Annotated in this window: 28 protein-coding genes; 10 read left to right on the forward strand and 18 right to left on the reverse strand. The window is 38.3% G+C overall.

Annotated elements, in window-relative coordinates:
- Window positions 1-2 precede the first annotated feature (2 nt).
- Both JWP71_RS14565 and JWP71_RS14570 read right to left on the reverse strand, forming a co-directional pair.
- Complete coding sequence (locus tag JWP71_RS14565) at window positions 3-1,352, reverse strand: PhoH family protein (RefSeq protein ID WP_299501365.1); 1,350 nt, start codon at window positions 1,350-1,352, stop codon at window positions 3-5.
- Window positions 1,353-2,192: 840 nt separating this feature from the next.
- A complete protein-coding gene (locus tag JWP71_RS14570; protein WP_299501367.1) occupies window positions 2,193-4,175 on the reverse strand; it encodes an ATP-binding protein in 1,983 nt (660 codons plus the stop codon).
- Between the two features lie 933 nt (window positions 4,176-5,108).
- On the opposite strand from JWP71_RS14570, the gene JWP71_RS14575 reads away from it, so the two are divergent.
- Complete coding sequence (locus tag JWP71_RS14575; protein WP_299501369.1) at window positions 5,109-5,987, forward strand: diiron oxygenase; 879 nt, start codon at window positions 5,109-5,111, stop codon at window positions 5,985-5,987.
- Window positions 5,988-6,243: 256 nt separating this feature from the next.
- Here the strand turns inward: JWP71_RS14575 and bioB are convergent, their stop codons facing one another.
- From bioB to ribD, 5 genes are all read right to left on the reverse strand, one after another.
- Window positions 6,244-7,257, reverse strand: coding sequence for a biotin synthase BioB (gene bioB / locus JWP71_RS14580; protein WP_299501371.1), 1,014 nt, complete (start codon window positions 7,255-7,257; stop codon window positions 6,244-6,246).
- Window positions 7,258-7,307: 50 nt separating this feature from the next.
- Window positions 7,308-8,663, reverse strand: coding sequence for a magnesium transporter (gene mgtE, locus JWP71_RS14585; RefSeq protein WP_299501373.1), 1,356 nt, complete (start codon window positions 8,661-8,663; stop codon window positions 7,308-7,310).
- A gap of 77 nt (window positions 8,664-8,740) precedes the next feature.
- Window positions 8,741-9,355 carry a YigZ family protein gene (locus JWP71_RS14590; RefSeq protein ID WP_299501375.1) on the reverse strand — a complete coding sequence of 205 codons (615 nt, stop codon included), beginning with the start codon at window positions 9,353-9,355 and terminating at the stop codon, window positions 8,741-8,743.
- A 96-nt stretch (window positions 9,356-9,451) separates the two neighbouring features.
- Entirely contained in the window at window positions 9,452-10,264 is an 813-nt protein-coding gene (locus tag JWP71_RS14595; protein ID WP_299501378.1) for an EamA family transporter, read from the reverse strand.
- A gap of 56 nt (window positions 10,265-10,320) precedes the next feature.
- The gene (gene ribD, locus JWP71_RS14600; protein WP_299501381.1) at window positions 10,321-11,367 is read right to left on the reverse strand and encodes a bifunctional diaminohydroxyphosphoribosylaminopyrimidine deaminase/5-amino-6-(5-phosphoribosylamino)uracil reductase RibD; all 1,047 of its coding nucleotides are present in this window, start codon (window positions 11,365-11,367) and stop codon (window positions 10,321-10,323) included.
- Between the two features lie 180 nt (window positions 11,368-11,547).
- On the opposite strand from ribD, the gene JWP71_RS14605 reads away from it, so the two are divergent.
- From JWP71_RS14605 to prmC, 3 genes are read left to right on the forward strand one after another with little or no spacing between them, the layout of a single operon-like run.
- Window positions 11,548-12,360 carry a sterol desaturase family protein gene (locus JWP71_RS14605; protein WP_299501384.1) on the forward strand — a complete coding sequence of 271 codons (813 nt, stop codon included), beginning with the start codon at window positions 11,548-11,550 and terminating at the stop codon, window positions 12,358-12,360.
- A gap of 50 nt (window positions 12,361-12,410) precedes the next feature.
- A complete protein-coding gene (locus JWP71_RS14610; RefSeq protein WP_299501386.1) occupies window positions 12,411-12,989 on the forward strand; it encodes a hypothetical protein in 579 nt (192 codons plus the stop codon).
- Between the two features lie 44 nt (window positions 12,990-13,033).
- A complete protein-coding gene (gene prmC / locus JWP71_RS14615) occupies window positions 13,034-13,900 on the forward strand; it encodes a peptide chain release factor N(5)-glutamine methyltransferase (RefSeq protein ID WP_299501389.1) in 867 nt (288 codons plus the stop codon).
- A 130-nt stretch (window positions 13,901-14,030) separates the two neighbouring features.
- Here the strand turns inward: prmC and xerD are convergent, their stop codons facing one another.
- The gene (xerD, locus tag JWP71_RS14620; RefSeq protein ID WP_299501391.1) at window positions 14,031-14,930 is read right to left on the reverse strand and encodes a site-specific tyrosine recombinase XerD; all 900 of its coding nucleotides are present in this window, start codon (window positions 14,928-14,930) and stop codon (window positions 14,031-14,033) included.
- 40 nt (window positions 14,931-14,970) lie between these two features.
- On the opposite strand from xerD, the gene aroQ reads away from it, so the two are divergent.
- Together aroQ and JWP71_RS14630 are read left to right on the forward strand one after the other, a co-directional pair.
- Window positions 14,971-15,390 carry a type II 3-dehydroquinate dehydratase gene (gene aroQ / locus JWP71_RS14625; RefSeq protein WP_299501393.1) on the forward strand — a complete coding sequence of 140 codons (420 nt, stop codon included), beginning with the start codon at window positions 14,971-14,973 and terminating at the stop codon, window positions 15,388-15,390.
- A 74-nt stretch (window positions 15,391-15,464) separates the two neighbouring features.
- Entirely contained in the window at window positions 15,465-17,945 is a 2,481-nt protein-coding gene (locus JWP71_RS14630; protein ID WP_299501395.1) for a mechanosensitive ion channel domain-containing protein, read from the forward strand.
- A gap of 13 nt (window positions 17,946-17,958) precedes the next feature.
- On the opposite strand, the gene JWP71_RS14635 is transcribed toward JWP71_RS14630, so the two are convergent.
- The 3 genes from JWP71_RS14635 to JWP71_RS14645 form a co-directional block, all read right to left on the reverse strand.
- Window positions 17,959-18,996, reverse strand: a complete 1,038-nt coding sequence (locus JWP71_RS14635; protein ID WP_299501398.1) for a glycosyltransferase family 2 protein — start codon at window positions 18,994-18,996, stop codon at window positions 17,959-17,961.
- A complete protein-coding gene (locus JWP71_RS14640) occupies window positions 18,996-19,871 on the reverse strand; it encodes a lysophospholipid acyltransferase family protein (protein ID WP_299501401.1) in 876 nt (291 codons plus the stop codon). Before JWP71_RS14640 ends, JWP71_RS14635 begins: the two co-directional genes overlap by 1 nt.
- Window positions 19,872-20,035: 164 nt before the next feature.
- Window positions 20,036-20,470, reverse strand: a complete 435-nt coding sequence (locus JWP71_RS14645; RefSeq protein WP_299501403.1) for a JAB domain-containing protein — start codon at window positions 20,468-20,470, stop codon at window positions 20,036-20,038.
- Window positions 20,471-20,984: 514 nt separating this feature from the next.
- Between JWP71_RS14645 and JWP71_RS14650 the strand changes: the two genes are divergently transcribed.
- From JWP71_RS14650 to JWP71_RS14665, 4 genes are read left to right on the forward strand one after another with little or no spacing between them, the layout of a single operon-like run.
- Entirely contained in the window at window positions 20,985-21,218 is a 234-nt protein-coding gene (locus tag JWP71_RS14650) for a hypothetical protein (protein ID WP_299501405.1), read from the forward strand.
- 48 nt (window positions 21,219-21,266) lie between these two features.
- Window positions 21,267-21,485, forward strand: a complete 219-nt coding sequence (locus JWP71_RS14655; protein WP_299501407.1) for a hypothetical protein — start codon at window positions 21,267-21,269, stop codon at window positions 21,483-21,485.
- A gap of 10 nt (window positions 21,486-21,495) precedes the next feature.
- Window positions 21,496-21,669: a hypothetical protein gene (locus tag JWP71_RS14660; protein WP_299501409.1), complete on the forward strand. Its 174-nt coding sequence runs from the start codon at window positions 21,496-21,498 to the stop codon at window positions 21,667-21,669.
- 24 nt (window positions 21,670-21,693) lie between these two features.
- The gene (locus JWP71_RS14665; RefSeq protein WP_299501412.1) at window positions 21,694-21,939 is read left to right on the forward strand and encodes a hypothetical protein; all 246 of its coding nucleotides are present in this window, start codon (window positions 21,694-21,696) and stop codon (window positions 21,937-21,939) included.
- A 138-nt stretch (window positions 21,940-22,077) separates the two neighbouring features.
- Here JWP71_RS14665 and JWP71_RS14670 read toward each other — a convergent pair whose 3' ends face one another.
- From JWP71_RS14670 to JWP71_RS14700, 7 genes are read right to left on the reverse strand one after another with little or no spacing between them, the layout of a single operon-like run.
- Window positions 22,078-22,419 (reverse strand): DUF6283 family protein, encoded by a 342-nt coding sequence (locus JWP71_RS14670; RefSeq protein ID WP_299501415.1) that lies wholly within the window; start codon window positions 22,417-22,419, stop codon window positions 22,078-22,080.
- Window positions 22,420-22,458: 39 nt separating this feature from the next.
- Window positions 22,459-22,713, reverse strand: a complete 255-nt coding sequence (locus tag JWP71_RS14675) for a hypothetical protein (protein WP_299501418.1) — start codon at window positions 22,711-22,713, stop codon at window positions 22,459-22,461.
- A gap of 26 nt (window positions 22,714-22,739) precedes the next feature.
- The gene (locus tag JWP71_RS14680; protein WP_299501421.1) at window positions 22,740-23,228 is read right to left on the reverse strand and encodes a hypothetical protein; all 489 of its coding nucleotides are present in this window, start codon (window positions 23,226-23,228) and stop codon (window positions 22,740-22,742) included.
- On the reverse strand, window positions 23,225-23,494 hold the full coding sequence (locus tag JWP71_RS14685; protein ID WP_299501424.1) for a hypothetical protein: 270 nt from the start codon (window positions 23,492-23,494) through the stop codon (window positions 23,225-23,227). Before JWP71_RS14685 ends, JWP71_RS14680 begins: the two co-directional genes overlap by 4 nt.
- An 11-nt stretch (window positions 23,495-23,505) precedes the next feature.
- The gene (locus JWP71_RS14690) at window positions 23,506-23,793 is read right to left on the reverse strand and encodes a hypothetical protein (RefSeq protein ID WP_299501427.1); all 288 of its coding nucleotides are present in this window, start codon (window positions 23,791-23,793) and stop codon (window positions 23,506-23,508) included.
- Between the two features lie 27 nt (window positions 23,794-23,820).
- A complete protein-coding gene (locus tag JWP71_RS14695; protein WP_299501430.1) occupies window positions 23,821-24,018 on the reverse strand; it encodes a hypothetical protein in 198 nt (65 codons plus the stop codon).
- Between the two features lie 43 nt (window positions 24,019-24,061).
- Window positions 24,062-24,382, reverse strand: coding sequence for a hypothetical protein (locus JWP71_RS14700; RefSeq protein ID WP_299501433.1), 321 nt, complete (start codon window positions 24,380-24,382; stop codon window positions 24,062-24,064).
- Window positions 24,383-24,459 lie beyond the last annotated feature (77 nt).

Consider the following 24,459-nt stretch of genomic DNA (forward strand, 5'->3'; position numbering starts at 1 on the left):
AATTACAGCAACTCCGTAGCCAAATTAGCCAACTCGCTCCGCTCCCCTTTTTGCAGGGTAATGTGCGCGTATAGCGGATGGCCCTTTGCTCTATCAATTAAATAAGAGAGACCGTTGCTTTCTGCGTCAAGATAAGGGGTATCTATCTGGTAAATATCACCTGTAAATATAAACTTGCTGTTTTCGCCTGCGCGGGATATGATAGTTTTTACTTCGTGCGGAGTAAGGTTTTGCGCCTCATCCACAATAAAAAATATTTTGCTTAGTGTACGGCCTCGTATAAAGGCCAGTGGCGCTATAGATATTTTATCATTTTCAACCAATTCGTCAATTTTAGCCTGCATTTTTTCATCATCAGCAAACTGATCCTTAATAAATTTAAGGTTATCCCAAATAGGCGCCATGTAGGGGTCTATTTTTGATTTTATATCGCCCGGTAAAAAGCCAATATCCTTATTGCTTAATGGCACAATTGGGCGGGTAACGTATATCTGACGGTAATATTTGCGCTGCTCTAACGCGCCGGCTAATGCCAATAAGGTTTTACCGGTACCGGCATTACCCTGTATGGTAACCAATTTAATATCCGGGTTCAACAAGGCGTGTATAGCAAAAGCCTGTTCCTGGTTTTTAGGGAAGATATTAAATATAGGCTGCTGGGTAACCTTTTCCAGTTTTTGACTTTGGCTATTATAAAAACCCGAGGCAATAGATTTCTTTCCTTCCAATATATAAAAATGATTACTGGTATTCGCTTTTAGATCAAAATCTTCGGCAGGTAAATAATCTTGCTTATTTAATTGGGTTATTTGTTTATCTGTTACGTTTAAAATAGTTTTACCACTATATAGCTCGTCCAGGTTTTTAACCTTGCCGGTTTCGTAATCTTCCGCATGTAAATTAAGTGCCTTGGCTTTTAGACGCAGGCAAATATCTTTTGATACCAATACTACCTTTTTATCAGGATATTCTTCCTGCAAACCAAGCGCCGCGTTTAATATACGATGGTCTACTTTATCAGATCCAAAAACAATTTCGGCATTAATATTCGTAGTTTTTATATCAATTACTACTTTAAAATTACCCTTGTTAGCGCCGTTTAAAGGATGCCATTTGTTAATGAGTTTTTTACGGGAAATTTCATCTATCAGCCTGATAAAGCTGCGGGCCTCAAAGTTGCGGGTATCATTACCGCTTTTCATATTATCCAGTTCTTCCAATACTTGTATAGGTATAGCCACGTTATGTTCCTGGAAATTTTCAAAAGCGTTATGATCGTACAAGATTACAGATGTATCTAAAACAAATATCTTTTTGCTCCCGTTCGGTCTGCTTTTATCGTCCTTATGCATAAGACGCTAAATTAACTATTATAGATTAAAGATTTAAGATTAGCGGCGGGATAATTAGCGGTATGTTAATTGGCGGGTATAAAAACAAAAACGGGAGCCTCCTCTTGCGATTTGAACTCCCGTTTTTTACTTTATGACTAACCGTGGTTGTTCATAAAGTATCAAAATCTTCTTGTAAGATGACCGACCCGCTCTCGCCTTCCCCCTTGCAGGTTCCGGTTATATCAAAGTCATTATTTCCGCTGTTACTCTCCGTAAAAATTAACAGCTTCTACTAATACCCTATTTTAATTAACACTACGCTTCCGTCGCTCGCGCGGTTTCTGTTTGGTGTAACTCAGGCTTTCCTATGATCTTTAGCGTTTCCGAAGATTTGCCCGATTCACTTTCTGTTATTCCTGATAATAAGGCTGTCAAAGTACGTCGTTCTTGATGATTTCAATATCCGAACATGTGCCCGATCTGCAAAATATTTTTTATATTTTTTATTAACGGGTTATTCACAATAAAAACAGGGTTTTAAACATTGCAAATGTCATGCTTAAAGTCATGCTAAGCTTCGTTGAAATAGGAGGTCTTATACCTACCATTCGGGGGGCCTCATGTCAGCACTCAGCTTTTTAGCGCTTAGGTTATTCACAAGTCCTTTTTCCACATTCATTAAGCTATTACTAAATTCAGGGTCACCAATAAGCGCGTAAAAATTCCTTATCATGAAATATTATAGTGTATTTTCAATTAAAATAAATGTTTAACATTCGAAAAGGATGCTCCGATGGAGCCGACCTGAGATTGTTTTTTTATAAACTGGCAGTGGCGGCCCCCTTTACGTTAAGGGATTTAAGAAGATAGCGGAAGCGTAAACCAAAAGGTGCTTCCTTTACCTAACTTGCTATCCACGCCGATCTCACCATCATGGCGGTGAATGATCTCTGCGCTGATATAAAGACCCAGACCCAGACCGGAATATTGTGCACCGGTATATTCTGCCCGGTAATATTTATTGAACAGATGCGGAATCTTATCCGGTGAGATCCCGGGTCCGTTATCTTTAACCGAAACTTTAACATACCGACCCATCTTTTTAACCATTAGATAGATATTTTTAGATTCGGGGGCATATTTGACGGCATTATTCACGAAATTGACCACCACCTGATCGATCCGGTGTTCATCGGCAAAGACTGTTAATTCCAGGTCACCTTGGAAGATTAGTTCATGTTTAGCTGCTGCCCGCACGTGGTTACAGCAGCTTTTCAGCATTTCTGAAACCTTAAATGTTTTTTTAACCATATTCAGTTGGTTTTGATTGAGCTTACTGGCATCAAGCAGTTCTTCGATCAAGCTTCCGATCTTTTCAACACTTCTGTTCGCCTGAGCGATCAACTTGGGCAGCATTACCGGCGAAGGCTGTTCCTTCATCCGGTCGAGCAATTGCAATGACGACTTCAAACTGGTTACCGGAGTTTTTAACTCATGACTTGCTATGCAAATGAAATCATCTTTCTGGGCAGCCAACATTTTAAGATCGTGAATATCAGTAGCTGTGCCAATCCAGCTTTGCAAAGCTCCTTGTTCATTTTTAATAGGCAGAATCCGCACCAGGTGCCATCTGTATTCTCCGTCAGCACGTCTCTCCCTGATCTCGTATTCACCACCGGTTGTACCTTTTAAAATACACTGGAAAGAATCCAGACAATAGTCCAGGTCATCAGGATAGATGATCGACCCCCATTCCCTGCCATTAAATTGCTTTTCATCAAGGCCTGTATAATTGTACCATTGCTGGTTATAAAAGTCTACTTCGCCGTCAAGTTTGTTTGTCCAGGCGATATTGGGAATAGCATTCAACTGCATGCGGAACAAATTGGCACTTGCTTCGATTTTTCTCCTCGCCAATACGGTATCGGTCATTTCGATAGCAAAAACAAATATGCCATCTACCTTGCCTCCCGGACCGGGGCGTGGCTGATAAATAAAATTAAAATATCTTTCCTCTATAATCCCATCAGCTTTTCTGGCCATTGGTACGTACAATTCACGGCCTTCGTAGAGTTCACCTGTCCGGTAAACATTTTCAATAATGCCCATTAGCGGCTGGCCTACAAGTTCGGGAATAGCTTCAGTAAGGGGCTTACCTAGGAGATCTCTTCCCGGAAAAAATTGCTGATATAAAGGATTCACCAGTTCATATCGATAGTCAGGCCCGGTTAGGATACATATCGCTGCCGGCGCCTGCATAAAGAACTGAGCAAATCTGTCTCGTTGGCTGGCGGTTTCTGCCTGCACAACCTCCAATTCAAGTTTTGCTCTCTTGTTGTCTATAAAGGCTCTTACTTTATCAGTAGTTTCAATGACATTGGTGACAATCCCTCTGATATTGCCTGTTTCATCTTTAACGGGGCTACAGGTGAAATTGAAATAACATTCTTCGGAATATCCATTGCGGTTAAGGATGAATTTAAAGTCTTTGAACCTGACCGCTTGGCCTTCCATAACGCCGTGAAATATCGGGCCGATCGTGTCCCAAATTTCCGAAAAGGATTCCCATATCGGTATGCCCATCGCCTGTGGGTGTTTATTGGAACCCAAAATGGGGCGGTAACCATCATTATAGAACTGGATAAATTCAGCGCCCCAGGTTATATGCATCGGGAAAGGAGAACTTAATAAAACACCAAGGGCTATCTTTAACGCGGGTTCCCACGATTCAGGTGTTCCCAGCGGGGTTTTTGACCAATCGGTTTCACGGATGATTTCACCGCACTCTCCCCCACCCTGTAAAAAAGGTAAGTCTATCGGTTGTGGACTCGCTTGTGGCATAACGTTGAGAGTGTTAAGTTCGATCATTAAAAAACACTTTGCACAAATTGCCGTTAATGACTGAACTGCTTCCAGTACCTTTGGGTTAGTTCCTAATAAACAAAAATTTATCGTCTTTGTTTGTTTGTCGTCCTAACCATTTAAGCTCAAATTTTGATTTTTTATCTGAAGATATTTTTGGTATACCATTCCATTGTTTGCTGATTTGCAAAAATCATATAAACGAAAAACGGGAGCCGCATCTTTCGATTTGAATCTCCCGTTTTCCACTCTATGTCGAACCATAGTCCGACGTAAAGTATCAAGTTTTGTGTAAAATAACCGACCAGCTCTCTCCTTCTTCCTTGCAGATTCAGGTTACTTCAAGTCATTATGTCCGCTGCTTCTCTCCGTAAAAATTAGCAATTTCTCATAATGCCCTATTTTAATTATCACCGTGTTTCTGTTGCTTACGCTGTTTCTGTTTGGTGTAACTCAGGCTTTCCCTTGATCTTTAGCTCTTCCGAAGATTTGCCCGATTCAATTTTTGTTATTCCTGTAAGGCTGTCAAAGTACGTCGTTCTTGATGTATTCAATATCGGTACATGTATACCATTTTACAAGTATTTTTATTGATTTTTATTAACTTGTTATTAACACAAAAACAGGAATTATTAACATATATAAATAATATATACTACTCATTTGTACTCATTTTGCTTAGGTTATTAACATTTTGTTTATTCACATTTAGCCGTCAACTTTGCAAGTTGCATGTCATAAAAAAGCTAAAAATTCTACCTGTTCGGGATTTTTATCTGTTAAATGATTGCTGTGTCATTAATAAAAATTGAAAGGCTGGCTCATAGACAAACAATATGTTACCTCACTTATACGTAAAAAATAACTAAACAGGGAGCAACGAATTGCGCCTTTACAACGTATATTTATATAATGGATGTACAAGAAGTTGAGCGTTTAATAAAAATTAGCCGGGAGCATCCCCTTATGCCGGAGACTTATATCCCCTGGCAGCTTGAGCCCGAACAGGATGATATTTTTCTACCCGAAACACTAACATCATTACAAGGTATTGAAATATACGACACCCTAAGTCCCGCTCAAAAACTGGAACTTGGCCGCCATGAGCTGATACAAGTAATTGCATCATATGCGTGGGGCGAATGCTTGTTCTGCGTATTCATGACCCGCCACCTTATTACTTTGTCTGCCGATAATGTGGAGCATCAATTTTTATTGAGAGAGTTAATAGAAGAATTTCGTCATCAGGAAATGTTTGCACAGGTTATTGCCAAATTGGGTGGAAAGCCTGTTAAACAATCGGGGCCACATAAGTTTTTCGGTGAGTTGAGTAACAAATACCTGCCTGCCGATTACCTGTTTATGGGCAGTGTTTCTATTGAGCTGGTTACAGACGTTTATGGCAACCATGCCCGTAAAACTCCAAACATTTACCCGGTATTAAAAAAAATGTTTGATCTGCATAATATTGAAGAAGGCAGGCATATCCTATTTACTAAAAGCCTGTTAAAAACTTACGCCGCCAAAGCGGGCTATATTAAACGGACATTATATAGTTATGTGATTCTGTTCAACATCCTGTTTGTGCGTACCATGTATGTTAAAAAAGAAATATATGAGCGCATCGGTTTAGAAAACCCGGATCAGGCCTACAAACTTGCATCAAAAAACTTCAAACAAAAATTCGCTGATAATTGCCTTAAAGATGTTATTAAGTTTGTTGATGAATGGAATGGATTTAATTTGCTAACGCGATTCGCGTGGCGATGGGTTTTGGGGGCGAAGGTGTAAAACAAAGCTAAAATCGATTTAAAAGAACCCAAACGCTACAGAACGAGTAATTATTTATAAGGAATAATAGAAATTTCTTAATCTCGAAACTGCAAATCATACCTCATTACTGGCGATTTAACATCGAACATCCTCTGGTTCTAAAGAAATATTTTAATCGTTCTTGGTACGATAAACCAGCAAAAAAAACCTATACAATTGCTATTTGCGCATGTATAGATTTCTCTTTGTTCGATAATAAGCAGATAGGCAAAAATTATATCACCTCATTAATACTCATCTCTTTTATTTCCTTAATCTCCGGTCTGCCATTTTTAAAAGCTTTGCGCGGGGTTAGGCCCAGCAGCTCAAACATTGCCATATCATCATCAAATGACGGGTTTGGCGTGGTTAACAATTTCTCGCCAGCGAATATTGAATTGGCCCCGGCCATAAAGCAAAATGCCTGCTCAACTACGCTCATTTCTGTACGGCCGGCAGATAAGCGTACCACAGTTTTAGGCATAATAATGCGTGTTGTGGCAATCATCCTAACCATATCCCAAACAGAAACACGCGGCTGATCTGCCAATGGCGTACCTTGTACCGGCACCAACGCATTGATTGGAACCGACTCGGGATGCTGTGGTAAGTTTGATAAAGTTTTCAGCATAGAAATACGATCCGCAACCGTTTCGCCTAAACCAATGATACCACCGCTGCAAACAGAGATCTTTGCTTTACGCACATTATCCAGCGTTTGTAAGCGCTCATCATAAGTGCGGGTAGTAATAATTCTTTTATAATCTTCTTCTGATGTATCCAGGTTATGGTTATAGGCATATAGGCCGGCATCTGCCAAACGTTGTGCCTGGCTTTCGGTAAGCATACCCAATGTGCAGCATACTTCCATATCCATTGCGTTTACGGCTTTCACCATGTCAATTACCTTGTCAAAATCGCGGTTATCGCGTACCTCGCGCCATGCGGCACCCATGCATAATCTGGAAGCGCCCCCATTTTTAGCTTTTTGAGCTACGGCTATGACTTCTTCTTTAGGCATAATAGCATGCACATCAACGCCCGTATTATAACGTGCCGCCTGCGGACAATATGCGCAATCTTCCGGGCAACCGCCTGTTTTTATAGAGATCAGTGAGCTTATCTGCACCTCGGCATAATCCTTATTTTCGCGGTGTATGCTTGCGGCTTTATAAACCAGGTCAAGCAGTGGTGTATTATATATTTCTGTAATTTCTTCTTTTGTCCAGTTGTAGCGTACTTCTGTCATAGTGTTTGTTTTGAAGTTTCAAATTTATAATAAAAGCTTAGTACAAATTATTAATGATGTAATAAAAAATTTGTAGCCAGCCAAAGCGGCAATAAAAATCCCGCGCAATCTGTAAATGTTGTTATGATGATTGATGAAGCCACCGCAGGGTCAACCCCTACTCTTTTTAATATTAATGGGATGGATGCACCGGTAAGGCCTGCTATAACCAAATTACCTGTCATCGCTAAAAACAATACTAAACCTAATAAGGGATCTGCATCATAAAATAAAGCTACACCAAATACAACCAATCCGTTTGCAGCGCCATTTAACAGGCCCACCAAAAACTCTTTTAAAACGGTATTATAGGCTTGATTATCTGTCAGATCGCTTAGCGAAATACGCCTTACTGTTACCGCTAATGCTTGTGTGGCCGCATTACCGCCCATACCCGCTATAATGGTCATATAGGCTGCTATTTGCGGCAGCTGTGAAACAGTAGACCCAAAATGCCGAATTATAGATGCCGCCAAATAAGCCGTAGCTAAATTAATAACCAGCCATGGCAAACGGCTTTTCACCGCGTCTTTCCAGTTACCGCTTAGTTCTTCATCTTCTGATACACCGGATATTTTTAACATATCCTCGGTACTCTCCTGCTCCATTACATCGATGATATCATCAACCGTAATACGCCCAATCAGTTTCATATTATCATCAACAACCGGTATGGCTGTTAAATTGTATTGAGATATAAGCTTAGCAACTTCTTCCTGGTCAAGGTTAGCTCTTACATACACCGGGTCTGCTTTATATAAGTCACTTATTTTAGCATCTGCGTGAGCTTTTATAATATTCTTTATAGAAACTACGCCCTGCAGGGTTTGGGTATCATCCACCACATAAATGGTATAAAACTCTTCCATCTCTTCGGATTGGCGTATGATCTCATCCAGGGCTCCTTTTTTATCTGAATTAATATTAACACATATTAATTCAGAATTCATTAACCCGCCCGCGGTATTCTCGTCATAACTTAGTAGTGCGCGGATACTGCTGGCATCTTCCTGGTCAATGTCTTCCAGAATCTCCTGCTGCTCATGCTCCTCTAACTGCGAAATAATATCCGTAGCATCATCATAATCCAGCTCTTCTACTATCTCAGACCGCTTTTCGGGATGCAGGTTTATCAATAGCTCGCCGGGACGGTGTTCTTCGTCCATTTCGGCAATTACATCTGATGCAATATCAGTTGGAAGAATGTTAATGATTCGTTCTTTGTCTTCCTGCGGCAGTTTTTCAAATAATATGGCAATCTCCGAAGCATGATATTCTTTCAGGACTATCTCTAATTCAATATCATCGCCTTCTAGCGCGGTTTTAATGCGAAGGAGGTCGGTTTTATCTATTTCGAAAGATTGCATATCCGACTAAATTAAACATTTAGGCTTCAAATCAGGCATAAAAAATGAGCGCGAACGAGAAATGACGGGGAATTGGTTTAAATACTACAATCGTAATTATACTTTACAACATTCAGCTTTTGCAACTTTGCCAATACCATATTAACCTGCATTTTACGGATAGACACTTGTATGCCGCAATTATTATCAAATTGCTGGTTAAGAATAGTAAGATCGGCATCTTTTATAATGCGCATTACGTCATTCATTTGCAGGTAACCAAAGCTGATGGTATAAACGTCATTCACTGTCTTTTCAATAACAACAGCTTGATTAAGCGCCTCTTCGGTTGCCATCTTGTAGGCATTGATGAGGCCGGGAACGCCTAATAGCGTCCCACCAAAATAACGTACAACCGCAACCAATATGTTGGTCAGATCTTTTGAAAAAAGGGTGTTTAAAATTGGGCGGCCTGCCGTGCCGGATGGCTCGCCGTCATCATTCAATTTAAAAACAGAGCGGTCAATGCTTAAACGCATGGCCCAGCAATGGTGATTGGCTTTGGGATGCACTGACTTTAATGAAGCAATAATATCTTTTATATCGTTTTCTGAATGTATGGGGTAAGCATAAGCCAAAAACTTGCTGCCGCGATCACGAAATATACCTTCGGATGGGTTTTCAATGGTTCGGTAAGTATCCTCAAACAGCATCAGTATACATAATTGACAGGGACAAATATAGTGTATACATTGCAACCATACCTGACCTAACCTGATCCCACCCTAATACAGCCACAAGTTTATGCCCTAATAAGAAGAATTAGTTATCACTATTATAGCCACCAGCGCTAAAAATATTCCAAACTTATTTAATGTACTCAGTTTTTCTTTAAATATAAACAGGCCAACAAACGTGCCCAACACTATTACCCCGATGTTCATGGCCGAAAAAACCGTAGACGGCTGGGTAGCCAGTGCTCGGTGTGCCTTTAAATAAAACAGGATATTGCCAAAATTGGCTGCACCTAAGGCCCAGCCTATCACAATATGCGGAAAAGAGAATTTGGTTTTTTTACGGGCAATCTTGATGATCAATAAAATAAGAGAGCATATAAATGCTAATATAAAAACAATGAAAAGGGAGGTTGTGTAAGGCACCGCTTTAAACGCGGACAACTGTTTAAACAACACATCAATAATACCCATGCCAACAAAAACCACCAACAGGTAAAACCACGAGCCGGACGTAGCCCTTGCTCCTTTGCCCTTTTGCCATGGTATGGAACAAATAATTGCTGCAAAACCTATAGAAATACCAATAATTTTTAACACACTTAACTCTTCGCCAAAAACAAAATATGCGGCAAGGATGGGGATAAATAGCGATAGGCGTTGCGCTATATCTGTACGCACTATACCTGTAACTTTAACAGATGTTGCCAGCACTACAAACAGCAGGGGCAATAATAAACCCAGCGCTGCAAAATTATAAATTGGCGCTGCCTGCAAATTAGTTAGCTGTGGTTTAAAAATTAGCCAGGTTAATAAAATGGCGGTCGAATAATTCCATGTTATGGCTTGCAGCACATCTACATGGTAGCGTTTGGCAAGTTTTAACATGATAGAAACAATTACACTGCAACAGATACTTAATAAAACGTAAAGCATTCGGCTATTTATTTATTGTATAAGATTTGTACCCCGTCAGTTCCTGATAAAAATTCTTCGGCAATTATACCTTTAATTTGCGGGGCTTTTATGCCGTTTGTTAAAGTGATTTTGCCCGTAAAAATACGTGCCTCGTCCCATAACCCGGCTTCAATAAAAGTATTAAGCGTATAGGCCCCGCCCTCAATAATAACCGATTGTATATCTTGCAAATACAGCTGGTACAGAATATACTGCGGCACAAAACGGTCAAAATCTTCAAGGGCAATATACTTGTTTTTTCCATCAACATCCATTTTAACCTCGTTAAATACCAATGTTTCAACAGATTGATCGAATACATGTAATGCGGCATTCAACTCTAATCTTCTATCAATTATTACCCGCTTTGGCGACCTGCCCACGCTATAGCGAACATTTAACTGCGGATTATCAATTTTCACAGTATTCTTGCCCACCAAAACAGCATCTTCCTCGCCCCGCCATTGATGCACCAGCTTACGCGATTCAGGGCCCGTTATCCAGTATTGTTTATGATCATCCGGCGCAAAAAAACCATTTACTGTTTGCGCCCATTTTAAAATAATGTATGGTCGTTGTTTTTGTACGCGGGTAAAAAAACGGCGGTTAAGCCATTGGCATTCTTCTTCTAAAATGCCAACTACTACTTCAATACCCGCTGCTTTTAATTTTTCTATGCCTTTACCATCCACCTGATCGAACGGATCGCGGCAGCCAACTACTACTCTTGGTATGCGATGTTTGATAATCAGATCGGCACAGGGGGGCGTTTTGCCATAATGAGCGCAGGGCTCTAATGATACATAAATGGTGGATTGTTTTAACAATTCTTCAGCATTATCATAATTCGATAATACCTGGTTAACGGCGTTTACTTCGGCATGCGCCCGGCCATATTGTTGGTGATAGCCCTCGCCTATTATCTTACCCTCATGCACAATTACAGCGCCCACCATAGGGTTGGGGCTAACACTACCCATGCCTAAAGCGGCAAGATCAAGGCAGCGCTGCATATATATTTGATGATTGGGCATGCTGCAAAAGTAGCTTTTATGTTACTGTGTTGTACGAATAGTTTTGCAACAGACGTTTAATTAAAACAATTAGCATGTTAATAAAAGAGGTGTTAATTTTTGTTATCAAGCTTGTTTTTTTCATTCAACCTACAGAATTTGAATTTATATTAGCAAATTTTATACCCCATTTATAGTATTATGCTTATACATCAGTTCATTTTACAACATAGAAGCTTCTCGCAAGTACTTTTTTATGCCATGATGATCATTTCGTGCTGGGGAATTGAATGCATTATTTGCGTAACGGCTAAACGTCAAAAATTATCCCACACATTTTTAAATGCCCGGTTTATTTTCACGGCACTGCCCATACAATTATTTTTAACAGGTTTTGTATTATTAATTGTGAGTTGGGATCATAACCATCATTGGGGACTTATTAACTACATACCCAGGCATCAGAACAAATGGGTTTATTATGTTAGTCTTTTTTTTCTGTTAGACCTGGGTGAATATATTTACCATGTTACTATGCATAAAATAGACTTTTTATGGAAATTTCATTTAGTACACCATAGTGATTTAATGGTTGATGTTTCTACTACGGTTAGGGAACACCCCGGCGAAACTTGTGTGCGTGTTTGTTTTTTAATGTTATGGGTATTTTTATTAGGGCCCGCAATTGCCGTTTTAATGTTAAGACAGGTTTTTCAAACATTTTTTAATATCCTTTCTCATACAGAGTTCAGGCTACCGGAGAAATTAAATAATGTGCTCGGACTATTGTTTATTACGCCAAATTTGCACCACGTGCATCACCATTACAAATTACCTTATACTGATTGCAATTATGGCGATGTTTTATCCATTTGGGACCGTTTGTTTGGCACCTATCAGCAATTACCCCGCCAGGAAACAAGTTTTGGTATTGACACCCATCTTGACCCAACTATTAATGCCAGGTTTATATCGATATTAAAAATACCTTTCGGTAAACTGGAAAGAAAATAGGCAATAATTAGCTATAAGTGAAAAGACTGAAGTATTGCTGTTCCATAATAATGCTAACAACCTTTAGCAGCGTGTATGCTCAAACCGAAAGCATTACATCCAGATTCTATTTTCCGGGAATGCTGGGCATAGATTTTCAAACCAGCCGTGCATCAATAACATATAAAAAGGGCCTACTTTTAAATACAGCTATTGAATATAGACCAAATGATGTGAATCCCCTTTTTTTTCGTTTTAATTATGACGGCATCACCAATAAATATAATAGCAATGCTACCACCTTGCCTACTAATGTAACTGATGGCAGTTTGCACAGAACTTATTTGATGGCAGGCGCCGGGTATAGAAAAAGATATAAAAGCCTTGGATGGTATGTTTTAACTCAGCCCGGATTAAGTATCAGGAGTTATGATATAGTTAAAAGTAATGATGCGGGTTACGTACTAGAACAATTTACCAGGAAAGATGTATCCGTTAAATTTACCGGCGGTTTTGAATATTACGTGGCACCGCATTTTGCAATTATTATGGAGCCTTCTCACTATCAAAATAGTTTTGTTAACCATAAAGTTTCTTTTAACAACAGCGAAATGGCCATGAGTATTGGTATTACTACTACCCTGTTTTAATAACAGTTAAAACAGTTTCCGTTAAAACTCCGTTACTTTGTTGTATGAAAACCATTAAAGATGTATTTACAACCTTTAAACAGGGCCTTAGTGCAGTATATGATGCGCAGGAAACCGAGGCAATTACACTAATGGTATTGGCAGAAATACTTAACTCATCCAAAGCTACAATTAAGGCTTTCCCTGAAAAGGAACTAACACTAACCCAACAGGATGAAGCCAACAACCTACTAACCCAGCTAAAAACCGGCAAACCATTGCAATACGCGTTGGGCTATGCCGAATTTTATGGGTTAAAATTTATAGTTAACCCAGCGGTACTTATCCCTCGACCCGAAACAGAGGAGTTGGTGCAATGGGCGATTGATTCAGTTGGCAGTGAGCAGTTGGCAGTTGACAGTTTTAATATTTTAGACATTGGCACCGGTAGCGGATGTATTGCCATAACCTTAAAAAAGAATTTGCCCGATGCAGAAGTTTCGGCAATTGATATATCGCCGGAGGCATTACAAATAGCAAGAGAAAATGCCGGTATTAATGAGGTTGATGTTGATTTTATACAAGATGATATGCTGAACTCAAAACTCAGAACCCAAAACTTACAACTCATCATCAGTAATCCGCCTTATGTTACACTTACGGACAAGCAACAAATGCACACCAATGTTACTGGTTTTGAACCACATACCGCACTTTTTGTACCCCAGAATAACCCGCTGCTATTTTATAAGGCTATTGCAGATTTTGCGGCAGATAATCTTGTTAAAGGTGGCTTATTGTTTTTTGAGATCAATGAAAGTTTGGGTAAGGAAACTATTAAGCTATTAGAAAGTAAAGGTTTTAAGGATATTGAATTGAGGCAGGATATGAGTGGTAAGGACAGGATGATCAAGGCGACACACACGATTTAGAGATTTAATGATTAGACAGGATTGTTTTTCGCAAACATGATCAATTAAAGGATTTTAATCCTTCCTAATCTATAAAATCCTAAAATCTAGTCTAATCCTGCCTAATCCATAAAATCCTAAAATCGTGTTTCTAATTACGCGGATGAAACTGAATAATAGTCCCTTTCAAATACTCCCTATCCAAATGCGTATAGATCTCTGTAGTAGTAATACTTTCATGCCCCAGCATTTCCTGTACAGCTCTTAAATCAGCACCGCCTTCTACCAAATGCGTGGCGAATGAATGCCGAAACGTATGCGGACTAATAGTCTTTTTCAACCCCACCATTTCTGCCAGTTGTTTGATCACCATAAAAATATAAACCCGGCTTAAACGTGTGCCGCGGCGATTTAAAAACACATAATCTTCTTCACCTTTTTTTATGGGATTATGTACACGCACCTGTTCTATCCAAATCTTGATCGCCTTTACGGCGGGGCCGCCAATGGGTACCAACCGCTCTTTGCTGCCTTTACCAAATACTTTTATAAATTCAATATCGAGATACAGGTTGGATAGTTTAAGTTCTGTTAACTCTGATACCCGCAAGCCACAGCCATATAAAGTTTCCAGTATCGCCTTATTGCGTGCACCCTCGGGTTTAGACAGATCGATGGCGTCTATCATTTTATTGATATCCTCATAACTCAGCGTATCCGGCAGTTTGCGGGTTATTTTGGGTGATTCAAGTAATTCGGATGGGTCGCTTTTTATCATGTCCTCCATCAGCAAATATTTATAAAAAGCTTTTATGCCCGATAGGATCCTGGCTTGTGATGAAGGTATCATACCTAACTCATTCACCCAGGTAATAAACCGGCGCAGATCGGCCAGTACAATATTTTCGGGATTTATTTTGAATGGCTGTGTTTCGGTAAACTCGTATAATCGTTCAATATCGCGCGTATAGGCCTCGATAGAATTGGCCGAAAGGGATTTTTCCAGTTTTAAATACGCTTGAAATCCTTTTATTGCTGATCGCCAGTCCAATTGATTTTAGTTTTAATGTTTTATAAGTAAGTTTGAACTAATGAATATACAAATTATTAATGGCCCAAATTTAAACTTACTGGGCGTACGCGAGAAATCAATTTACGGCGATAGCAGCTTCGAAACTTATTTAACAGAATTACAGGGCCGTTATCCAAACCTAAACATTACTTACTACCAAAGCAACGTGGAGGGCGAAATTATAAATAAACTGCACGAAGTTGGCTTTAGTTATGATGGCATTGTATTAAATGCCGGTGCTTATACGCATACTTCCGTTGCTATTGCCGATGCCATTGCAGGCATTAAAACACCTGTTGTTGAAGTGCATATTTCTAACGTTTACAAGCGCGAAGAGTTTAGGCACCACAGTATGCTGGCAAGTAATTGCAAAGGTGTTATTGCAGGTTTTGGACTGGATAGCTATAGATTGGCTATTGAGAGTTTGATTGTTAAATAAAACATATTACTGAATCATGATTTTTGGGATTTAATCTTAAAAATCATGGTTCAGACAGAATAGAGATCTCCTATATGCAAAGAATATTAAAATTTACGGTATTAATTCTAATAGTACTTATAGGGTCTTTGCACAATGGCCTGGCTCAGCATAAAGGTTATGGGTCAAAGTCTTTAAGCAAAGATCAAAGAAAGGCAATGCATACCCGCGATTCATTATTGCGGAGTTTTAATAAGTCTGACACCTCTATAAATAACCTGCTGCAACGGCTTGCTCAATATAACATCACATTTAACCAGGTAAATAATAACCTGGCAGAAGGATTAGATACTGCTGACATAAGCCAGCAATTACCTTCTACGTTAAAAAGGATAACTAAAATTAAAAACCAGGCCGAAACGCATAAATCAAGCACCTTAAGATACCTGTTTGTTTTAAGGGATAATTTAGATCATATACAAAGCAAGCTGGAGGGCTGGCAGGCAGACCTTGATGCGGTGAATAACAAATTGATTCAAAATCAATCTGATCTTATCAAATATTCAAGTGATTCATTACTATTAAAAACGGTCCCATCTGACAGCTTGTTGCGCAACACCTTTTTTGCACAACGAAAAGCTACCAGCAGAGTATGGCATAAAACAGACTCGGCCAACCGTAGTAACTTATTTAAAATTAACCTTTTACAAAACAGGGTTTCTATAGCTTTCGCCGGTATATTGGACGAAACTGACCAGATCGATTCGAAAGTTGCAAAGTTTGCTGCAAGAGCTGTTGATGGTGAGTTTGGCTATATATGGGATGTTGATCCGCAGTATAATGATTTTAAATCGGCTGTTGATGGTACAGTTAAGCTGAGTAATACACAGCTTTATTATTTTATAAAGAACGAAACCTCAACTCATTTTGCAGCGCTATTGCTCCTGGTTATGGTTTTTAGTTGGATAATATACAATCGCGGCAAGACTAAAAACAATACAGAAAATTCCGAAAAAGCAGTTTACATCTACAAGTATCCAATCCTATCGTCGTTACTGGTAGGCTTTGCCATTACACCCTATTTTTATGACCATCCGCCGGTAATATTTTTAGAATGCCTTTTTATAGTTTCGTTGATATTAGTTCTGTTTTTTGCTAAAAAAACTTTTCATCCTCAATTATTTATTGCGCTTCGCCAACTGTTTTACGTTACCCTATTATACAGCGCAAGTAATTTATTGATACAGATCACCAATATCGACCGATTTAGTATCCTGATTTTAAGCATCATATCTATTCTTATTTCGTTACGATTTAACAAAAAAGTAGCTAACCAACCCAACCTTTATCCTAAAAATACCGGCATTATACTAAAAATATTTATCGGGCTTCAAATTTTAGCTATGGTATGCGATGTATCTGGCAGGTTTAGTTTGGCCAAAATAATAGGCATCACGGCGGTATATAATTTGTGGCTGTTGGTAAGCCTATATTTTATAATAGAAATAATAACGCAGGTATTGTTTTTACAATTTCAAACCCAAAAGAATACCGATAGCATTATCAGCTGGATTGATGTTACGCTTCTTCAAAAAAAATTCAGAAACGTATTAAACGTGCTTGCCGCCCTGCTTTGGCTATTTTTCTTGTTCCAGAACTTAAACATAGATGATTCTGCAATAGATTATGTGAGCGATATTTTAACTCAGCCGCACACAGTTGGTAATTCAACCTTTATATTTAAAGACTTTATTACTTTCATCGCGGTGATATGGCTATCGTCAGTAATATCAAAAATAGTAAGCTATTTTTATGATATTTCTATTCAGCGCGCACCTGATATTGACGCGTTAAAAAAGAAGAACCGAACCTCTACCCTTTTAATAAGAATAGGTGTGTTAATACTGGGCTTTTTCCTGGCCGTATTTGCTTCAAATTTCCCGCTGGATAAACTAACCATTATTATTAGCGCGTTTGGTATTGGTATTGGTTTTGGCTTGCAAAACATTGTAAACAACCTGGTATCCGGCTTAATACTGGCCTTTGAAAAACCAATACAAATTGGCGATATTATTGAAGTTGATAACCGGTCGGGCACTATAAAAGAGATAGGGATACGTTCAAGCAAACTGGCAACAAGTGATGGCGCCGAAGTTATTATACCTAACGGAGACCTGATATCGCATCACGTAGTTAACTGGACGCTAAGCAACAACAACCGCCGTGTTGAATTGATAGTTAGTGTTAAGTATGGTTCTGATATTGCAAAAGTTAAAGGCTTATTAAATGACCTGCTGAAAGCCCGCCAGGATATTATGACAGATCCCGAGCCTTTGGTTTTTTTACATAATTTAAATGGAGGTTCAGTTGATTTTCAGATTTTGTTTTGGGCCGCTGATATAAAGCATTGGTTAATGCTGAAGAACAATGTATTGAGCGATATTTTCACAATATTTAACAAAGAAGGCATTGAGTTGTCTTCCCCCCAACAGGATCTGAATTTGACGCTACCCGAAGGGAAAACAATAAATATTGATGATATAGATCCTGCTAATAGTCCCCCGAAAAAAACTTAATTATTTGTTGTTTTTAATAAAACCGTTCCCGGTCAAGGCCTGTAAAAGTTGTATGTTTTTTTGCAAAGAAATCCCAGATAATGCAGCCATGGTACATGCCTGTTAATTTGGAGTTATAAACCTGTGGGCCTCTGCGGGCAGGGTCGCCTTTTTCAAAAATATGGCGTATATAATATTGATGTGCACGGCTTACGGCCCAGGCATCCTTGCGTTTACCCTCGGTTAAAAAACGCAGCATGGCCATAAAGTCTAAAACAAAACGGGCACTTATTACAATTACCGATTTCCAGAACGGCAGGTTCTTTTTAACTAACAACAGGTTGTTCCTGAAGTTGAGGTAAGTTTTAAACGGGTTCTCGGTATTAAGTGTACCGCCGCCTAAATGAAATATCTCTGATTGCGCGCAATACATTATTTTGTAGCCTTTGTTCTTTAACCGCCAGCATAGGTCTATCTCTTCCATATGGGCAAAGAAACGATCATCAAACCCGCCCATTTCGTCCCAGTGTTTCTTTTTAATAAACATAGAAGCACCCGAGGCCCAGAATATCTCGCCTGATTGTTGGTATTGCCCCTTGTCCTGCTCTACCTCATAAACTATCCTTCCGCGGCAAAAAGGATAGCCAAAACTATCAATAAAACCACCCGCGGCACCAGCATGCTCAAAGCTGTCTTTTTGATTGTAGGCTTTTATTTTAGGCGCGGCTACGGCAATAAGAGGGTCGCTTTCCATTAGGGTAATTACCGGTTCTATCCAAGCCGGCGGAACTTCGACGTCTGAATTTAACAGGATATAATAATCTGCTTCCACCTGTGCCAACACACGATTATAGCCACCTGTAAAGCCATAATTACTATCATTTTTAATAACTTTTATTGATGGGTAGTTGCTCTGAATAAACGCAACCGAGCCGTCTGTAGATGCATTATCGCCAACAACAATATCCAGGTTTGGCCAGGTAGAAGCTAATACCGACGGCAGGAACTGGCACAAGTGCTTTACGCCGTTCCAGTTTAATATTACAATTGCAACTTTAGGTGGATTATTCATTAGTTTACATCCTGTGGTTTAAATTTCCACCTACGGTGCGACCATAGCCAGTATTGCGGTTCTCTTCTTATCATTGATTCTAAATATTGTACATGCGCGTTTGTAATTTCATGTGGCGCGCTGGCTTTTGCATTTTCAACTAATGGCACTACTGTGTAAGTGTAATACCCTCTTTTAACCCGTCGCATATCATAAAATATCACAACTGAATCTATTAGTTTAGCCACCTTCTCTATACCCTGGAACACCGCGGTTGGCTGATTTAAAAAGTTGGTAAAATAATTACTTTCTTCCTTTACTGGTGTTTGGTCGCCGGCAAATACGGCAACCGTTGGTTCATTTTTAAACTCTATCATTTTACGCAGAGTTTGTTTCATGGGCACCGGTATACTTCCAAAACGCGAGCGTATTTTTATAAAAAACTCATCAAATATTGCATTTGATAACGGTTTATAAATTACAAAAAACTTTGTAAAAACACTAAACTCTAAACCAGCCATTTCCCAATTGCAATAATGGCCGGAAACTGCGGTAACACTTTTTCCTTTTTTAAGATACATTAGCACTGTTGTAGGATTTGTATCAATAACCCGGCGCTTTAGTTCTTCCTGGGATATACTGATCATTTTTATGGTTTCCATTATCAGATCAGCAAGGTAACGGAAATACTTTTTTTCAATATCGTGGCGTTCCGCGGCCGATTTTTCAGGGAAGGCATTCTGCAAATTTTCCTGAGCTACTTTACGGCGGTAACCAATTATATAATACAGAACAACAAATAAACAATCAGATATCAGATACAAAAACCAAAAGGGTAATAGGGAAATTAAATACAAAAAGAATATACCTAATCTTAAAAGCCCTTTTTTTATCATTATTTTCGACGAGTTTTATCTGCAAACATAAAATATATGATTTATTTATGCTTGTTTGTTGCTTATTATCAATTACTTACAATTTATAAATAACTTGACAATAGAACAGTAATAGAATTTTTTATTTTATTTAAGGTGCAAATATATGATAAATGCTTAATCCTTTATCCGGCATTTTTAATTAGCAAACCACTATCCCGGAACGAGAAATAACTGTTAGGCGTTAATATAATGTGGTCTATTAAATTCATCTCCAGTGCCGACAAAACGAAAGTAAGCAGTTCTGTTTCTTCAATATCCTTTGTGGACGGCTCCAGGTTCTCTATCGTGTGGTTGTGCGCTATAATAACATAAAAGCTATTATGATACAAGGCGTGGTCGATGGCCTTTCTTAAATTTATTGTAGTGTGATAAAGGTTGCCCTTGTTGATTCTTTTTGTTTTTATAATTCTTTTTTGAGCATCCAAATAAATAGCATAAACACTCTCATAAAATTCAATTGTGTCTCTTTTCCAAATCTTCCTAAATGCCTCTGCGCATTCTAAAGAATTTGTCATATTGGTCAACAGATTAGGGTCTGCGTATAGATTTTTAATCATATAAGGTTGATTTAACTTGGTTAGTTGTATCTGCTTACGTACTTGGGCAATTGAAAAAGTCGGAGTTCCAATTTAAGTGTTTAAACACTGTTTTGAATGTAGTATTCGTGTTACAAATCGCTTTTAAAAGCTTTTTGACAAAAAAATCAGAATTAAATCAGTTTTTATGTTTGAGAATTAATTAACAGCTCGGTTTAGAAGCGGAAAACAAATAAAAAAAGAAATTAAATAAAAATGACGTAACTGATTTACACTATTTGCGCCGATCATGGCTTCCAACGGCCGTATGACACACAAACAGATACAGTCACGCCATAACTGGCGCATTCTTCTGTCGGTGTCACTTAAAGCAAATCGTTGGAATTTAGATCGGCAACACGAGAATACAAGTATTTTTACCTAACAAAAGTAGGTTTTATAAGGCTATTTTTCCATATTTTGTGCTGATTTAAAATGAATATAGTTATACGAAAGTTTATTTGTAATAGTTATGGTATTTTAAAGTTAAAGAATAATGACTTTACACAAACTACAAGAAGTTATCGCCCATGCGGAGTATTATCATATCGTTAGTAGATATGAACGTACTGGAGACTTTGATTATACTCTTTATTTTAATGAAGAAGATAGCTTTACTAATGGTCATAAAGCCATGCTATTTATTGATAGGTTAGTAGAAGAAAAAAAGTTAACAAGGTATACTAAGCCTTATAGGGTTGGCTTTGGTTGGGAAATAGACGGTAAATAAAAGTACTTAGTGAAATAAACTTTTTATTAATTTGCATGTATATTAAAAATGGAAGCAGAAGAAACAATTACCATAAGGGCCTTATATGATGGAGGTCTTGTTAGCCTAAGGGTAGTCCCTAAAGAAAATTATTATCAAATACTACTATATGATAAACAGATAGCAGAGATCGCGCGTAATGAAATTTGGGAGCAGATCACAGGCGATGTGTTGCCGGGCGAAACAATCGAATCGATAGGCTTAGCTATTGAAGATTATTACGATTAACAACTAAAGTATGACAAAGGATTATCAAGATTTTATTATAGCCACCATAAATGAGAGCTATAATGTTGAGGTAGAAATTAGAGATAATAAATTAATATTCCCGGAAAATATAAAGCCCGAAATCAAACAAAGCGTTATTGGTTTCTTTAATGCCCTGCTTGAGGAAAATGCTAAAAACAATTAAATTACCCGCAATTTTGACTTATCCGTGTATAACTCTACTTCGCTTGATATTGAATTTACCTACCGGGGCCAGCTACATAAGCGAAAGGTAGATAAATTGATGTTTACCTATACTGCTTATAGTTATACTATTTATCGGCTGAAGGGTAAAACGGCAAACTTTGATTTAATAAAAGCGGGTAAATGGTGGCAGGTAGATGTTGTAGAAGCATTACGTCCAAAGCTGTTAGAAGCTATTGGGGATGCTATTGATAGGGTGGAAAGTAAATAAAAAAGCCACATACATAGTACATAGCTTCCACGCCCGTTATTTACCCGCATCCTCTCTCCATTTCTGAACGTCGGTTACGGTTTCCGTTGTGCATTAGTGAGACGGATTTCAATGATAAAGATACGAATAATATTTACATTAAGCTGGCAGGGTATCTTCAAAGCGCGCATGCTGTTTTCCAAATACCTTTATATCCCTACCATTCTCGCATGACATAAATTTTATTCTTAACCCTATGTTATTACCAGGACCTAATTGATTGTTTAACCAGCCTATGCAATACATTTGATCCTCGCCGGTAGAATGATGGCAAGACATAGCGTTCGTTTGCCCAAGGCTCTGTAAACCGCTTTTTATAGTACAAGATAGCCCCCTATGCTTTTCAACATCGTACCCATCAGGAATATCATAAGGATTAGTGCTAACTTTCCACGGGCATTTAGCGCATTGCTTTGTTCGATTTAATTTAAAACTTGCCATTTTATTTTTTCATTACTGGTAGAGTAGAGCTATCTATCTTCATAGTTTAAAAATTGGAATATCTGCTTTATCGGCTTCCCATTTTTCTTTTATCTCTTTATATAGGCGTTCGTAAGGAGCATAAATCTCTCTAAATTCAGATGAATAGGTTTCATAAGCTATGTTCCTGCCAATTTCAATATTTGGCTTATCGGTAATTTTAATTATCAGCTTAACGTACCTGCTCTCTGTTTTTAATTTTATATCCCAAATTTCTTTAGTGTCGACCTCTCGGCCCTGGATTATTATTTTCATAACTTATTTGTTAAGTACTACTTCAATTAAAACTTAGTGGCGGTTTTGATAATTTCAACCAATTTCAACAAGCTATCGGTATCATAATAGTTGAAGTTTCTTGTTGCCAATATCTTTAAGGCGTTCCGTCTATCAAAATCTCTTTTAAGGGTGTTGGTCAAAATATAAAAACAAGGGTACCAGTGTTTTCCAGTAGTTATCCCCAGTTCTATTTTTCCATCCTTATACGGTTGGCCAATACGCTTTCCATCGTTTGTTTCGATATATGTCTTTGTTATCTTTACCACCTCGCATATATAATCATCGCCGCGATCTTCACGATTATGTTTAGCTAATAACTTAGTTCCTATTTCCATCTTATTTATTTTTAAAAAGTCTATCCAATACCTAACTAAATTTCTACGCTCACCATAAGACTGATCTCGTAACCTAATACAGCTATTATTAACCCACTCTAAGAAGTTTTGACGCTGATTAGGGGTAAGTGTTATTCCGTAGGTTTTGGTTTCGCTCATGGCTTTATTTGCGGTTTAGCGTAAACAGAAATAGTAAAACTATCGGGGTCAAATCCGGCTTCATCTAAATACGTTCGTAAATCCTTAAAGCCAGTCGGCTCACCTAACCAATTATTTTTTCTAAAGGCTTCATACTCGCTAATCATAGTAAAAAATGCGTTACCTAAAATTTTAGCGTTTCTATTTTCCCATTCAGGGAAACGAGATTGCCAGTCATTTTCTTTCTTTGACCATTTTACAGTAACTCTTTGTTTACGCTTAGCCATTATTTTTATCGTTAATCTAATGCTTTTGCAAGTGCGGCCTCTGCATCTTCAATAAACGATCCGTCATGGTCGCCTTGTTTTATCCAATTAACAAACTCTTGCAGGGCTTCCAGTAAATCAGGTGCGGCCGCAAACAATTTGGCGTTCGCTATAGCTTCGGCATCAAGTACCGTTTTATGGTCTTTGTAATTACATTGCACAAATGCCTGACCTAACGGCATCGCTTGAATATCTGACTTTATGTGCAGTAAATCTTTACCTACTACAGACCATACTCCCTTAGTAAATTTACTTTCCATATCAATTATTTATTAAGTGTTTATACCTTATTTTGTTGCATTTAATGTAATTACTTTTTTCTTTCGCTCGGAACGTATAAAAGCAACTATATTAACCAGGCTCTGTATAATCATCATAGCACCCATGAAAATAAGCCAAAAATCGCCCTTTACGTTATACGCAATATAAAATGGTATTCCTATGCCGGCCAATACTATTACCGTTAACCAAAAAATCTTTTTCATTTTTTTCAATCTATACATTTATCTGTCTACTTAAATAGGGTGGTTAAATAGGGGTTACAATGTGTTTAATCTGCCTTAACTGATCTAAATTTAGTCTTTGACACGTGTAACCATCGAACCATTTTTTAATCTCAAAATATAGGGCAGATATTTCGGTGCTGTCCAAATATTCTTGATGTGTATTATAAAACCTACCACTCCAATTATATTGGGTTTCTAAAACCATGCGCTCAATACTATATTTTTTTCTCGGGTCATTGGTTAGCGTAAAGTATTTTTTGCCCACTGTGGCAATTTCGACCTCGCTCACTATTGTTTCGTTTCTACGGCTTTCAGCCAGCCACAATTTATCTCCTATTTTCATAATATCTTTTTCTTTTTATTGGTGTCAGGGCTGTTGCCTATCTTATTGGTTAAATTATTCAGGGCTGATTATCAACA

Origin of the sequence: Mucilaginibacter sp. (assembly GCF_028287845.1) — a bacterium.
Taxonomy (GTDB): domain Bacteria; phylum Bacteroidota; class Bacteroidia; order Sphingobacteriales; family Sphingobacteriaceae; genus Mucilaginibacter.